The 13,183-nt window shown below is 57.6% G+C and carries 13 protein-coding genes; 7 read left to right on the plus strand and 6 right to left on the minus strand.

What is annotated here, in order from left to right; all coding sequences use genetic code 11:
- The first annotated feature begins 61 nt into the window (after window positions 1-61).
- The gene (locus QZQ97_RS11260) at window positions 62-973 is read left to right on the plus strand and encodes a LysR substrate-binding domain-containing protein (RefSeq protein WP_311993514.1); all 912 of its coding nucleotides are present in this window, start codon (window positions 62-64) and stop codon (window positions 971-973) included.
- Here the strand turns inward: QZQ97_RS11260 and QZQ97_RS11265 are convergent.
- The gene (locus QZQ97_RS11265; RefSeq protein WP_311993515.1) at window positions 970-1,839 is read right to left on the minus strand and encodes an ATP-grasp fold amidoligase family protein; all 870 of its coding nucleotides are present in this window, start codon (window positions 1,837-1,839) and stop codon (window positions 970-972) included. The two genes, QZQ97_RS11260 and QZQ97_RS11265, sit on opposite strands and share 4 nt — an antisense overlap.
- Before the next feature lie 155 nt (window positions 1,840-1,994).
- Here QZQ97_RS11265 and QZQ97_RS11270 point away from each other — a divergent pair, with 155 nt between their 5' ends.
- On the plus strand, window positions 1,995-3,278 hold the full coding sequence (locus tag QZQ97_RS11270) for an oligosaccharide flippase family protein (RefSeq protein ID WP_311993516.1): 1,284 nt from the start codon (window positions 1,995-1,997) through the stop codon (window positions 3,276-3,278).
- On the opposite strand, the gene QZQ97_RS11275 is transcribed toward QZQ97_RS11270, so the two are convergent.
- Together QZQ97_RS11275 and QZQ97_RS11280 are read right to left on the minus strand one after the other, a co-directional pair.
- Window positions 3,253-3,894, minus strand: coding sequence for an HD domain-containing protein (locus QZQ97_RS11275; RefSeq protein WP_311993517.1), 642 nt, complete (start codon window positions 3,892-3,894; stop codon window positions 3,253-3,255). The two genes, QZQ97_RS11270 and QZQ97_RS11275, sit on opposite strands and share 26 nt — an antisense overlap.
- Window positions 3,895-3,966: 72 nt before the next feature.
- Window positions 3,967-4,815, minus strand: a complete 849-nt coding sequence (locus tag QZQ97_RS11280) for a DMT family transporter (protein WP_311993919.1) — start codon at window positions 4,813-4,815, stop codon at window positions 3,967-3,969.
- Between the two features lie 93 nt (window positions 4,816-4,908).
- Between QZQ97_RS11280 and QZQ97_RS11285 the strand changes: the two genes are divergently transcribed.
- The 3 genes from QZQ97_RS11285 (at window position 4,909) to QZQ97_RS11295 (ending at window position 7,433) form a co-directional block, all read left to right on the plus strand.
- Entirely contained in the window at window positions 4,909-5,844 is a 936-nt protein-coding gene (locus QZQ97_RS11285; protein ID WP_311993518.1) for a LysR substrate-binding domain-containing protein, read from the plus strand.
- Window positions 5,845-6,045: 201 nt separating this feature from the next.
- Complete coding sequence (locus QZQ97_RS11290) at window positions 6,046-6,807, plus strand: arylamine N-acetyltransferase family protein (protein ID WP_311993920.1); 762 nt, start codon at window positions 6,046-6,048, stop codon at window positions 6,805-6,807.
- Window positions 6,808-7,166: 359 nt separating this feature from the next.
- Window positions 7,167-7,433, plus strand: a complete 267-nt coding sequence (locus QZQ97_RS11295) for a hypothetical protein (protein WP_311993519.1) — start codon at window positions 7,167-7,169, stop codon at window positions 7,431-7,433.
- Between the two features lie 41 nt (window positions 7,434-7,474).
- Here QZQ97_RS11295 and dusC read toward each other — a convergent pair whose 3' ends face one another.
- The 3 genes from dusC to rhlE all read right to left on the minus strand — a co-directional run bounded on the left by dusC (window position 7,475) and on the right by rhlE (window position 11,059).
- Window positions 7,475-8,410: a tRNA dihydrouridine(16) synthase DusC gene (dusC, locus tag QZQ97_RS11300; RefSeq protein ID WP_311993520.1), complete on the minus strand. Its 936-nt coding sequence runs from the start codon at window positions 8,408-8,410 to the stop codon at window positions 7,475-7,477.
- A 206-nt stretch (window positions 8,411-8,616) separates the two neighbouring features.
- On the minus strand, window positions 8,617-9,576 hold the full coding sequence (locus QZQ97_RS11305) for a D-2-hydroxyacid dehydrogenase family protein (RefSeq protein ID WP_311993521.1): 960 nt from the start codon (window positions 9,574-9,576) through the stop codon (window positions 8,617-8,619).
- Window positions 9,577-9,694: 118 nt separating this feature from the next.
- Window positions 9,695-11,059, minus strand: a complete 1,365-nt coding sequence (gene rhlE, locus QZQ97_RS11310; RefSeq protein ID WP_006324167.1) for an ATP-dependent RNA helicase RhlE — start codon at window positions 11,057-11,059, stop codon at window positions 9,695-9,697.
- A 302-nt stretch (window positions 11,060-11,361) separates the two neighbouring features.
- On the opposite strand from rhlE, the gene cecR reads away from it, so the two are divergent.
- Both cecR and hlyD read left to right on the plus strand, forming a co-directional pair.
- Entirely contained in the window at window positions 11,362-12,051 is a 690-nt protein-coding gene (cecR, locus tag QZQ97_RS11315) for a transcriptional regulator CecR (protein WP_311993522.1), read from the plus strand.
- A 145-nt stretch (window positions 12,052-12,196) separates the two neighbouring features.
- Window positions 12,197-13,183, plus strand: a complete 987-nt coding sequence (gene hlyD / locus QZQ97_RS11320) for a secretion protein HlyD (RefSeq protein WP_311993523.1) — start codon at window positions 12,197-12,199, stop codon at window positions 13,181-13,183.

A 13,183-nucleotide genomic window follows, 5' to 3' on the forward strand; every position in this document is an offset into this window, starting at 1 on the left:
CATTGCCGTAATAACAAAAATGCGTTAAGGATGAAGTAACCCATTCTTAACGATAGCCGCCATGAACGCACCTTCCCGCAGCCGCCTGCCCAAACTGAGCGCCATTTTGGCGTTTGAAACCGCCGCCCGTACCGGCAGCCTGACCAGAGCGGCTGACAGCCTGGCGCTGACCGCCGCCGCCGTCAGCCAGCAAATCCGCCAGCTTGAACAGCATCTGGGCATTCAGCTGTTTATCCGCGCCAAAAGCGGCGTGACGCTAACCGAACAGGGTGCGGATTATCTGGCCTATGTGCAGGAAGCGTTCGAGACGCTGCGCGTGGCGCAACAGCATGTCGATCGCCAACGGGGCCAGGAAGCCCTGACGATCTTTGCGCTGCCGGCACTGGCGTCAAAATGGCTGAACCCGGCGATTGGCGATTGGCTGGCACGCCATCCGCAGGTGGATATCCGCCTGCACGCCACCCATGCCGCGGTAGATTTCGCCGCCTCGGCGGCGGACTTTGCATTGTGCTTTGGCGATCAAGACTATCCGCTGCTGGAAAAAGTGCGGCTGTTTCAGGATGGCGTGCAGCCGGTGTGCAGCCCGCAACGGCAGGCCGCAGGCGACTGGACCCGGCAACCGCTGATTCATGTCGATTGGGGCAAAGAGAGCCAGTTCCTGCCAGGCTGGCATGAGTGGTTCACCGCCGCCGGGCTACCGCCACCGCAGCGACGGGGCCTGACCTATAACCTGACCTCGCTGGCGATTGATGCGGCGGTAGCAGGCCACGGCATTTTGCTCGGCCAACAAAGCTTGATCCAGCGCGAACTGGCTAACGGCACGCTGGTGCCGCTGGCAGAAACGGTGCTGCCTCTCAGCAAGCCTTACTACGTGGTCTATCCGCAGCGCACGCTGGACAAGCCCAAAGCGGCGGAGTTTTTGGCCTGGCTGCAAAATCTCGCACCGCCGAATCCCGGCGGACTATCGTTCTAACCGCCGCAGCGGCTACCGGCCCTGGACATCATCTCGCCCAGCAGCAGGTTGGTCGCACGCGGCAGAAAAACCTCATTCCCGGCACCGGGGGTGAGCGTCAGTTCACCAATGTAGAGCCGCTCGGGGGTGCGATAGAAATCGACGCGGCAATAGTCGAGATCCGCCGCGACGGCTTTCGCTGCCTGAATCATTTCATCCCAAAAAGCCGGTTTCTCATGCAACGTGTTGATCTGCGGAATATCTTTTTGAATAAAAAAGCAGGGGTGAACATGCTCTTCCAAAAATTCCAGCGAAGTGGGTTCAGGCCCGCCGCGCAGTAATTCAACGAACAGATAAGATTGATTGCCATTAAAAACATGCACTTTATAATCGATCAATTCCCCGCAGCACTCGATATCCAGTAATTTTTCGACAATGATTTTCTGTGGAATAGTGGCGTAATGTTTTTCACGAAATCTTTTCCAATAGGTTATTTCAGACCATCCTTTAAGAATATTCACAATATCCTGATAGCTGATCTGACTTTTATCTTTGACTATTTTCACCTGCTGAGACGCATTATTGGTTTTGATTACAAAGGATTGTGGCAGGGAAAGGTAGTCCTGCTCGGTAAAATCATCAGTGATCATGATGACTGGCGTTAGGTAATTTTCCGATACCCGCTGTGAAATATACTCCCGTACCGCCACCTTATCCGCCAACAGGCTGAAATCACGCTGTGGATAGCGCATACGTTGATAAATTTTCTCGGAAAATGTCTTGGGGTTTTTGAAGTTAACCCAAGAGCCATGAGCAAGATAATGGCTAATTTGATAATAGATAGCATCGGGCGCGGCCCGATAGATCCGTTTTGCGAGTTTTCTCATTTTTCTGTTTCTTCCATGAAGATAGCATACGAAGAAATGCTTTTAGCATTTCGATTATTACCGCTTAATTATAAAACCCAGCGGCCCCATCCTTACAAGTGGTATGGGAATAATCGGATGATTCTTATTATGGCATGCGACAGGGAAAATCGCTGATGCAATTAAAATTCATAGATATCAATATAGTGAAAAACGCATTTTGGATGATATCTGAAAAAATGGTCTCTATTCTGGGCGTCATTTTTATCACCGCCTATATGGCGAAATATATTGGCCCGGAAAGTTTCGGCAAGATCACCTTCGCTACCGCCATTTTCGCCATTACCCAAACGCTGGCGTTGCTGGGCTCCGACACCGTGCTATTCAAACGCATTAGCCGCAACCCGCGCTCCGGCACCGCATTGATGTTTTCCACCAACCGCCTGCGCCAGGGCTGCTTTATCCTGTTTTCCGCCGCCATCCTGCTTTACACCGGTTTACGGGACGACTTCATTACCTTCTACTTTTGCGCCGCCACCTTTGTCGCCGGCTTTTTCTCGCTCAGGGACGTGTTCACCATTTACCACGACGCCCGGCTGGAGTCGCGCTTCAATACGCTGGCCAACGTTGCCGGCTTGGGCAGCGCCCTGCTGGCGCGTTACCTGATCGTTTATTTTGATCTGCATCTGTATTTCCTGGCGATCCCTATCGTGATGGTTTATCTGATCCCTTATCTGATCCGCCACCACCTTTATCATCGCCGCCACCCGCGCTTTACCGCCCCCGCCCGCGTTCGACGCAAGTATGTGCGCTATCTGCTCGCCAGCGGGCTGCCGCTGGCGGTCTCCAACGTCTCCATCGCCATTTACACCCGGCTGGCGCAGTTGTTCCTGATGTGGTTCGTCTCCGCCGAGGCGCTGGGCATTTATTCCGTCGCCATCACGCTGGCCACCGCCTGGATGTTCGTCACCAACGCAGTGATATCCTCATTTTTCGCCAAAATATTCGCTTACCGCCGTGACGATGCGGTGCGCGCCGCCGCCAAACTGAATGGGCTGGTGCTGGCGATCGCCGCCGCAATCGTGGCGGGCATCGTTTTGCTCGGCAAACCGGTGATCGTGCTGCTGTACGGGGAGCAATATCTGGCGGCCTATCCGCCCATGGGGGTGCTGGCGGTAGCCACGCTGCTTTCGGCACTCGGCACCCTGGCCTATAAATACATTGTGCTGTTCTCGGGCTACGGCTTCCTGTCGAAGAAAATGTTCCTGGTGTTTATCATCAATATCCCGCTTTCTTATTGCCTGATCCGCCAGTACGGCATCATGGGCGCCGCCTACAGCACCCTGCTGACCGAACTGCTGTCGCTGACCCTGCTCAACTACGTCTTCCGCCGCGGCGTGGTGTTGCAAATGCACCTGCGCTCGCTGAACCCGCTCACTTATCTTCGCCGTACCGGTTGATAAGGGGAAATTCGGCCGGGCCTTTTGCCAGCCTGAAATGCTCCTCATATTGCTGCCAGAGCGCGTTGAACCAACTGTCGTCGCCGCTACGCCGGTTAATCAGCGCGACGGCGGCGTCACATTGGCTGCGGGCGGTAGCCAACAACCCGGCGTCGCCTTGCTGCAACACGCACAGCAAGCGCGACATCTCCGCCAGGTACTGGCGTGCAAAACTCAGCTCGTAGTCGGTGATGTTTTTGCTGTTGTCGATCAGATCGCACAGCTTGATGGTTTGCGCTTCCGGGCAGGCCAACGCACTGTGTTGCAGGTTGGCATTCTTGCGGTGCAACCGCTCACCGCCGTAACGGCGAGTTTGCACGTCGGTCAGCATCTCCACGTATTCTTCGACCCTGGGGCCGAACTCGCGGCGGATATCCGCCAGGGTCACCGGGGTGTCTTCCACCGTATCATGCAGCCAGGCGGCGGCGATCATTTCCGGCGTAGGGTTCGCCTGCTGCAACAGCGCCACCACCGCGGTGGGGTGAACGATGTAAGGTTCGCCGGTAAACTTGCGCTTCTGCTTGCAGCTCTCGTGTGCCGCCGTAGCGAACCTTCGGGCTTTTTGCGTTAAATCCATACTGACTCCTTATCTGAATATCCCCACTTTAACGGCGATCGTCCGGGGTAAGAGAGTCTGTTTGGTTATGAGTTATGCCGGTTGCAAATGCAGCACTACAGCGCCCGCCAATACCGTTAATACCCCCAGCCACTGCGGGCCGGAAAGCCGCTCACGCAGCAAAAGCGCGCCCAACAGCGCGGCGATGCCGCCGGACAAGGTGCTTAGCACGGTGACGACGGCCACCGAGCCCGCCCCTGCGCCCACGGCAAAGGCGGTAAAACCGCCCAAACTCAGCAGGCTGGCGGCCAGCAGCAGCCCGCCTTGCCGCCAGGTGGGCCGTGCAACCAGCGCCCGTCGGTCAGTGTTCAGGATCAACACCGCCGCCAACCCGACCGTGTAACCGAGCCACAGGCTGACGCGTGGCCCCAGCACCGGCAGCGTGTATTTTCCCTGCAACCAAAAACCGGCGCCGTAACAGAGCGCAGCCACCAACGAGAAGGCGACGGAGGGCCATGCCGAACCGGATTTTTCAGACTGGCGGCCCGGCTCCATCGCGCTGAGTATCACCCCAAACAGACATACCGCCAGCCCGGCCAGCGTCAGTGCGCCAAGCCGCTCGCCGCCAAGCCAGGATAACAGCGTAGTCACCGCGCCGTAGCTGGTGACCAAGGGTGCCACCAGCGCCGCCTTGCCGATGGCGAAAGCCTGGGACAGCGCCAACGTTGCGCCCACCGTCAGGCCGGCGGCCAGCAGCGCCAGCCCCCAAACCCTGGCCGACGCCGCAAAGGCGGGAATAGCTGTGGTTAGCAACAACGCGGTTAAAATGACAAAACCGATCGCCTGGGAGAAGAATACCGCCCTGCGCACCCCCACCGCCCGCGCGTTGATGCCGATCAAAAAATCCGTGCTGCCCCAGCACAGCGCGGCGGCTAACCCCATGAATATATCCACCCAATTCTCCCGTCCGATTCGTTGACAAAAAGTAAGAGAAAAATCGCTTGTGGAACATCGATAGATTGGCAATATGGTTGAATGAAACTCAAGCTGAATGCCCAACCACGCCTGCCCTCCCTGAAAGCCTTGCATACCTTCGAGGTGGCGGCGCGCTGCGCCAGTTTTACCGAGGCGGCGGAGCAGTTGAACGTCACGCTGGGGGCGGTCAGCCGCCAGATACGCCAGTTGGAGAATGAACTGGGCGTTGAACTGTTTCACCGCAAGGGCAATGCGGTGGCACTCAACGACACCGGCAAACGGCTGGCCACCGACGTCACCCGTGCGCTGACGCTGCTGCAAAAAGCCAGCGATCGCGCCCGGCCGGTGCAGCAGCAAACGCTGAAACTGACCTGCACGCTGGGCATTGCCAGCCACTGGCTGGCGGCGCGTTTACCGGCGCTGCGCCACGCCGATCCTGATGTCTCGCTGGTGCTGGACGCCAACGAAAGCCTGCGCGATTTAGCCAGCGGCGAAGCGGACATCGCCATCCGTTACAGCCCCACCGCCAATCCGCCGCCGCATTCCCGCGAGCTGTTGGCCGATGCCTTTGCGCCGCTGGCGAGCCCCGCCTTTCTTGCCGCGCACCCTGCGTTCACCCTCGCCGATTTACCGCTGGCCCCCTTGATTCACTCACCGTGGAAGGACGCGCAAGGGCTGGGCGCCGCCGGCTGGCAAGACTGGTTCGCCGCCTTTGGCGCAGGCGCGGCGGCACCGCGCGGCATCCTCACCGTTAACAGCGTCGGCCATGCGTTGCAGGAAGCGATGGAAGGTAACGGTATCGTGCTCGGCAGCCTGGCGGTGGCGCAGGATGCGTTAGCCGCAGGCAAGCTGGTGCCGGTGTTTGGCGATCACGGGCAGCTGCCCTGCGCCTATCAATATCGCCTGTGCTGGGCGGACAGCGCGTTCGTTAGCACCACCACCCGCCGCTGGGTGAATCTGCTGCTGCAAGCGGCAGGCAAACCCCCGGCGTTTTGACGCAGCACGTATTGCGCCCACAGCAGTGAAAAATCCAACTATTTTATATATCCAAAATAATTCGAGTTGCATCGCGGCGACAACTAAGCGCATCCCCGGGAGCGTACAAACAGTACGTGACCGGGGTAAGTGCAGGAAGTCAACAAAGAGGCAGCTTGAAGTATGAAAGATATAATCGATTTTTTTGCTGCGAGACAAACCGTGGATAAACAACGCTACCTGCAACATATTGGATTCGCAGGCATCCCCCAGGCTGACCTCCTGACGCTGCAACAATTGCACCGCTGCCATATGCTGAGCGTGCCCTTTGAAAACCTGAGCATTATTTATCGTCAGGGCATTCATCTGGAAGAACCTGCGCTGTTCAATAAAATTGTCGAGCGCAACCGCGGCGGCTTTTGCTATGAGCTGAACCGGCTGTTTGCCGCGCTGTTGAAGGACATCGGCTTTAACGTGCAGTTTATTTCCGGCGAGATCCGCGCCCGCGACGGCAGTTTCGGCGCGCCCTTCGACCATATGGCGCTGAAGGTGGAGCTGGATCAGCCGTATCTGGTGGACGTGGGGTTTGGCGACTCGTTCCTGACGCCGCTGAAAATCACCACCACCGAGCAGCAACCGCAGACCAGCGGCACCTTCCATTTAGAACAGGAAGGCGCGGTCTATTATCTGGAACGCCGAAACGGCGATAACCGCTCGCACGCCAAAACCCTGTACCGCTTTACCCTGCGAGCCCGTGAGCCGAGTGAGTTCGACGGCATGTGCCACTACCACAGCACCTCGCCGCAGTCGCATTTTACCCAGCGGCTGGTGTGCTCGCGGCCAACGGAAAATGGCCGGGTGACCCTCAGCGAGAACAAACTGATCATCACCGAAGATCACCAGCGCCATGAATCGACGCTGCATTCCGAAGATGAACGGCGTGCAGCGCTGATGCACTATTTTGGGATTGATTTGGAAAGCTGATGGCAGAGCGCTACCGGCAGGGGAAATAATCGCTCTCTCGACAGGGGAATATTCCCCTGTTTACTTTTATAGGGAACACACCGCCATTTTAAACATCCCTGAATTTACCTTTTCGACATATAAGACAAACACCATTGACAACTGAAATTATTAAATAAATCCAAACAAAACCTCTGACAAACCCAATTATTTATATAATTTTACAATTAGCATATCTTTTTGTTTGCAAATGAATTATTGATTATAAAAATCATTAAAACCGAATAAAACAGTAAGTGTCACTGATATTTTTATTTAGATAGGGTAGGCTTTACCTGGCAGTCACGATTATTTCAACGATGTACCTCAAGGAGAAATGCATGAGTGACAATGAAAACAGCAAGACGCAGATTGATAATTTACGTGATGTGGTTTCTCAGCTAAAAGAAATGCGGCACTACGCACAATCCAATACCGAAACGCTGTCTGCGCAATGGTTGGCCTTCGATCAGGGCGAATATAAACATGCAGAATTTGCCGAAGCGATCGCCGAACTCTTGAATAAACAGGGCGCCTGCCTGGAAGGGCTGGAAAAGAACATTCAGGATATCGAGATTGAAATAAACCGTCTCGACAGCGAAGCCTGAAAAACCGCATTTAATCAAACCCGCTCCCTGCGGGTTTATTATTATTCAGAACGACAAATCACCCGCGCAATGTCCTTCGAATTGGTCAAAGCGCGCACTTCGCCGAACAGGTCGGTGGCCTCGGCATACTCTTTGCGTAAATACCCCAGCCACTGCTTGATGCGCGCCACGTGATACAGACCGGTGTCGCCCTGCTTTTCCAGTTGAACGTACTTTTGCAGCAGCTGCACCACCTGCGGCCAGGGCATGCGCGGTTCGTTGTATTTCACCACCCGGCTCAGGTTCGGCACGTTTAATGCGCCGCGCCCCAGCATCACCGCGTCGCAGCCGGTGGTTTGCAGGCAGTCTTGTGCGCTTTGGTAATCCCAGATTTCGCCGTTGGCGATCACCGGAATGGTCAGCCGCTTGCGGATCTCGCCAATCGCCGCCCAGTTAATGCGCTCGGCCTTGTAGCCGTCCTCTTTGGTGCGACCATGCACCGCCAGCTCGGTGGCGCCCGCCTGTTGCACCGCGTCGGCGATTTCAAAACTGCGGCTGTCGCTGTCCCAACCCAGGCGCACTTTTACCGTCACCGGCAGATGATCCGGCACCGCCGCACGCATCGCTTTCGCGCCCTGGTAAATCAGCTCCGGGTCTTTCAGCAAGGTCGCCCCGCCGCCGCTGCCGTTGACCAGCTTGGACGGGCAGCCGCAGTTGAGATCGACACCGTAAGAACCCAGCTCGACCGCACGGGCGGCGTTTTCCCCCAGCCACTGCGGGTGCTGGCCCAACAGCTGGATGCGCACCAGCGTGCCGGACGGGGTGCGGCTGGCATGGTGCAGTTCGGGGCACAGGCGATAGAAAGATTTGGCCGGCAGCAGTTGGTCAACCACGCGCAGGAATTCGGTGATGCACAGGTCGTAGTCGTTCACTTCGGTGAGCAGCTCGCGCACCAAAGAATCGAGAACGCCCTCCATCGGAGCCAATAATACGCGCATGATTACCCCAGCTAAAAAAGACGCGCAATGATACGGGGGAATGCCGGTATCAGACAAGCGCACGGGGGAATAAACCCTGCATATTTGAAGCTGCATCTTTGTTGGCTTCCTGCACTTACCCCGGTCACGTACTACCTGTACGCTCCCAGGGATGCGCTTAGTTGCCGCCGCGATGCAACTCCAATTATTTTGGGATTCAAACCGCGCTAGCCTAACCTGCGCAGGGGCTGCCCGGCGAGAAACGCCTCGATGTCCTCAATCGCCTCGCGGAAGTAGATACGGTAGTTGTCATCGGCCACGTAACCCAGGTGCGGCGTCGCCAGCACGTTGGGCAAACGGCGGAAGATATCGTCCGCCGGCAGCGGTTCAACCTCGAACACGTCCAGCCCGGCACCGGCGATCCTTTGTTGTTGCAGGGCTTCTATCAATGCCGCCTGATCGACAATCGCCGCGCGCGAGGTGTTGATCAGATACGCGGAAGGCTTCATCGCGGCCAGTTCATCGCGCCCCACCAGCCCGCGGCTGCGTTCGCTCAGCACCACATGGACGGAGACAAAATCGCTCTGCTCAAACAGCGCCCGTTTCGACTCGGCCAGCGCAACGCCCTGTTGCCCGGCTCTTTCCGCCGTCAGGTTTTGGCTCCAGGCCAGCACCCGCATGCCGAACGCCTGCGCCACCTTGGCCATCTGGCTGCCAATCTTGCCCAGCCCCAGTAGCCCCAGCGTTTTGCCTTGCAGGGTGACGCCAAGCGCCTGTTGCCAGGGGCCGTTATTACGCAACCCGGTGTTTTCCGCCACCGTGTGCTTTGCCAACCCCAGCAGCAGCGCCCAGGTCAGCTCCATCGGCGCGGCCGAACCGCTGGCGGTGCCGCAAACCACAATGCCGCGCTGTTCGGCGGCGGCCAGATCGATAGAGGCGTTACGCATGCCGGAAGTGATCAACAACTTCAACTTCGGCAAACGGGCCAACAGTGTGGCGGTGATCGGCGTGCGTTCGCGCATGATCACCAGCATGTCGCAGTCTTGCAGGTGCACCGCCAGTTCCGCCTCATCGGTAAAATGCTGGCTCATGGCGAACACCTCGACCCGCCCGGCTAGCGTCGACCAGTCCGCCATGGTGAGTGCCACCTGCTGATAATCATCAAGAATTGCGCACTTCAGCTTCATCACCGGCTCCAGATAAATTGAGTTACCCCGTCGATCCTAGTACGAAAATTCACTTCCGCCAGACATAAAAAAAGCCACCTATAAAGGTGGCCTGATAGCGTCTTGCAACAGCGCGATATTATTCGCCCGGTTTGCGGCTGCGCGGACGGCGTGCCGGCGCGCCTGAACGCGGCTTGCCGTCACCCTGAGGGCGAGCACTGCCGCCGCCACGGTTTTCACGTTGGCCGCTATGGCCGCCGCCGTTACCGCTGCGTTGACCACCACCGTTACCGGAGCGTTGACCGCCGCCGTTGCCGCGCCCGCCACCCTGACGACCATTGATGATAGGTTCGGCCTTGATGCTTGGGTCCGGCTCGTAGCCTGGCAGGGCAATACGCGGGATTTCACGCTTCAGCAGGCGCTCGATGTCGCGCAGCAGTTTGTGTTCATCCACGCACACCAACGAGATCGCCTCACCGGTACGCTCTGCACGGCCGGTACGGCCGATGCGGTGCACGTAATCTTCCGGCACGTTAGGCAGCTCGTAGTTCACCACGTGCGGCAACTGGTCGATGTCCAGACCGCGCGCCGCGATGTCGGTTGCCACCAGCACGCGAATTTTGCCGTCTTTAAAATCGGCCAATGCACGGGTACGCGCGCCCTGGCTTTTATTGCCGTGGATCGCTGCAGCAGTGATGCCGTCTTTGTTCAGCTGCTCGGCCAGGTGGTTGGCGCCGTGCTTGGTGCGGTTGAACACCAATACTTGCTTCCAGTCGCCTTCGCCGATCATCTGCGACAGCAGTTCCCGCTTACGCTTCTTGTCGACGAAGTGCACGCTTTGTTCAATCTGCTCGGACGCGGTGTTGCGACGCGCCACTTCCACCGATGCCGGGTTGTGCAGCAGCTTGTTCGCCAACGCTTTGATGTCGTCGGAGAAGGTGGCCGAGAACAGCAAGTTCTGACGCTTGGCAGGCAGCTTGGCCAGCACGCGGCGGATATCATGGATAAAGCCCATATCCAGCATGCGGTCAGCTTCGTCCAGCACCAGAATTTCAATTTTGGACAGATCAACCGCGTTCTGGTGTTCCAGATCCAGCAGGCGACCCGGTGTTGCCACCAGAATGTCGACGCCGCCGCGCAGTTTCATCATCTGCGGGTTGATGCTCACGCCGCCAAACACCACCAGCGAACGCAGGCGCAGGTGTTTGCTGTAAGCTTCGACGTTTTCGCCGATCTGCGCCGCCAGTTCACGGGTTGGCGTCAGGATCAGCGCACGTACCGGGCGACGGCCTTTGATCGGATGATCATGCTTACTCAGCAGCTGCAACAGCGGCAGGGTAAAGCCAGCGGTTTTACCGGTACCGGTCTGTGCGCTGGCCATCAGGTCACGACCTTCCAACACCACAGGGATAGCCTGGCGCTGAATTGGCGTAGGTTCGCGATAGCCCTGTTCTTCAACAGCGCGCAGAATTTCAGCACTTAAGCCGAGAGTTTCAAATGACATAGTAGAGAAAAGCTCCAGATCCCCCCTAACCTAAACAATGTTCGGTGCAGTTTCCTGGGAGGATGATCAGACGGGGCATTAAGCATGACCACGAGGGATTTGGCACAAACTGCAGTGCACCAGCGCGGGAGTGTAGCAGAAGTCGCACAAGAAAACGCAATTTTACTGACCGAGAGCACAATATGCCGGAAATTCAGCATATCCTGAAAATAACCTGAATTAAAAAAGGGGTTCTGGTTGCATTTCACTCAATCTGGCATAAAGTTAATCATATGATTGATTAACTTTTGCGAGCACTGTCTATGCCAGGTAATCAAATTGCCAGCCGGGCGCGCGGCGAACAGGCGCGCCAGCAGTTGATCGCCGCCGCCATCGAGATGTTCGGCGAATACGGCATTCAGGGCGCAACCACCCGCGATATCGCCCAACGCGCCGGGCAGAACATCGCCGCCATTACCTATTACTTCAATTCCAAAGAAGGCCTCTATCTGGCCGTTGCGCAGTGGATTGCCGACTTTATCCAGCAGGCGTTCCGCCCGCTGGCCGAGGAGATTGACCGCTTCTGGCAACGGCCAGCCGCCGAGCGCCGGCCGGAACAGTATCTCGCCTACCTGAAAAGCGGGCTGCTGGCGTTCAGCGAACTGATGACCCAACCGCAGACGCTGAACCTGAGCAAAATCATGTCGCGCGAGCAGCTCTCGCCTACCGATGCTTATCCGCTGATCCACCAGCAGGTGATAGCACCGCTGCATAGCAAACTGTGCCGCCTGCTGGCGGCCTATACCGGCATCGACGAGCACTCGACCAAAATCGTGCTGCACACCCACGCGCTGATCGGCGAGGTGCTGTCGTTTCGCATCGCGCGGGAAACCGTGCGCCGACAAGCGGGCTGGCAGCAGATCGGTGCGGCCGAAGCGGCGCAAATCAGCGAGGTGCTGGCGGAACACATAGATCTTCTGGTTAATGGGCTGCGCCAGCGTTATGGCGCGTAAACCCTGCGTATTTCAAGCTACGGCGTTGTTGACTGCGTGCACTCCCCCAGTCACTTACTTGAGTAAGCTCCTGGGGACTCACGCACTTGTCGCCTGGCCGTAACGTGAAATTCATTGGGTTTAATTTTTATAGGCAGGGAGTGTTATGAACAAGAAACGCAGTGCCATTATTGTGGCGGTTATCGTGCTGATCGCCGCCGCCGGTTACGGCTTTTGGTATTACCAACAGCAGCAAGACCAGCCGCTGACGCTGTACGGCAACGTCGATATCCGCACGGTGAATCTCGGCTTCCGCGTCGACGGGCGGCTGGCGTCGCTGACCGTGGACGAAGGCGACCCGCTCCAACCGGGGCAATTGCTCGGCAAACTGGACGACGCACCCTACATCAACGCGCTGCAACAAGCGCAGGCCAACGTCGCCAGCGCCAAGGCCAAGCTGGCGCTGCTGATGGCCGGTTACCGCGCCGAAGAGATTGCCCAGGTGCGTTCGGAAGTGGCGCAACGCCTTTCCGCCTTTAACTATGCCGACAGCTTCCTCAAACGCCAACAGGGATTATGGGCGAAAAATGCCACCTCCGCCGATGCGCTGGAAGATGCCCGCACCTCGCGCAATCAGGCGCAGGCCAACCTGCAGGCCTCGAAAGACAAGCTGTCGCAATACCTCAGCGGCAACCGCCCGCAGGAGATAGAAGAAGCCAAAGCCAATCTGGCGCAAAATGAAGCCGCGCTGGCGCAGGCGCAGCTGAATTTGCATGACACCACTCTGGTTTCCCCCTCGGCCGGCACGGTGCTGACGCGGGCTGTCGAGCCCGGCACCCTGCTCAGCGCCGGCGGCACGGTATTCACGCTTTCGCTGACTCGCCCGGTGTGGGTGCGCGCCTACGTGAACGAATCCAGCCTGGGTAAAGCGGTGCCGGGTGCCGAACTGGAAATTTATACCGATGGCCGGCCGAACAAGCCTTACCACGGCAAAATCGGCTTTGTGTCGCCGACCGCCGAATTTACGCCGAAAAGCGTCGAAACCCCGGACCTGCGCACCGATTTGGTGTACCGACTGCGGGTGATCATCACCGACGCCGATGACGCGTTGCGCCAGGGCATGCCGGTCACCGTTCGTTTTGCCAAACCTTGA

Source organism: Serratia sp. root2 (assembly GCF_031931805.1).
Lineage (GTDB): Bacteria > Pseudomonadota > Gammaproteobacteria > Enterobacterales > Enterobacteriaceae > Serratia > Serratia inhibens.

Bases quoted from the DNA above. Each gene is read 5' to 3' on its own strand.
- dusC (WP_311993520.1), bottom strand. From the start codon at position 8,410: ATGCGCGTATTATTGGCTCCGATGGAGGGCGTTCTCGATTCTTTGGTG.
- QZQ97_RS11275 (WP_311993517.1), bottom strand. From the start codon at position 3,894: ATGGATTTAACGCAAAAAGCCCGAAGGTTCGCTACGGCGGCACACGAG.
- QZQ97_RS11305 (WP_311993521.1), bottom strand. From the start codon at position 9,576: ATGAAGCTGAAGTGCGCAATTCTTGATGATTATCAGCAGGTGGCACTC.
- QZQ97_RS11285 (WP_311993518.1), top strand. From the start codon at position 4,909: ATGAAACTCAAGCTGAATGCCCAACCACGCCTGCCCTCCCTGAAAGCC.
- cecR (WP_311993522.1), top strand. From the start codon at position 11,362: ATGCCAGGTAATCAAATTGCCAGCCGGGCGCGCGGCGAACAGGCGCGC.
- QZQ97_RS11280 (WP_311993919.1), bottom strand. From the start codon at position 4,815: ATGGGGTTAGCCGCCGCGCTGTGCTGGGGCAGCACGGATTTTTTGATC.
- QZQ97_RS11265 (WP_311993515.1), bottom strand. From the start codon at position 1,839: ATGAGAAAACTCGCAAAACGGATCTATCGGGCCGCGCCCGATGCTATC.
- QZQ97_RS11270 (WP_311993516.1), top strand. From the start codon at position 1,995: ATGCAATTAAAATTCATAGATATCAATATAGTGAAAAACGCATTTTGG.
- hlyD (WP_311993523.1), top strand. From the start codon at position 12,197: ATGAACAAGAAACGCAGTGCCATTATTGTGGCGGTTATCGTGCTGATC.
- rhlE (WP_006324167.1), bottom strand. From the start codon at position 11,059: ATGTCATTTGAAACTCTCGGCTTAAGTGCTGAAATTCTGCGCGCTGTT.
- QZQ97_RS11295 (WP_311993519.1), top strand. From the start codon at position 7,167: ATGAGTGACAATGAAAACAGCAAGACGCAGATTGATAATTTACGTGAT.
- QZQ97_RS11260 (WP_311993514.1), top strand. From the start codon at position 62: ATGAACGCACCTTCCCGCAGCCGCCTGCCCAAACTGAGCGCCATTTTG.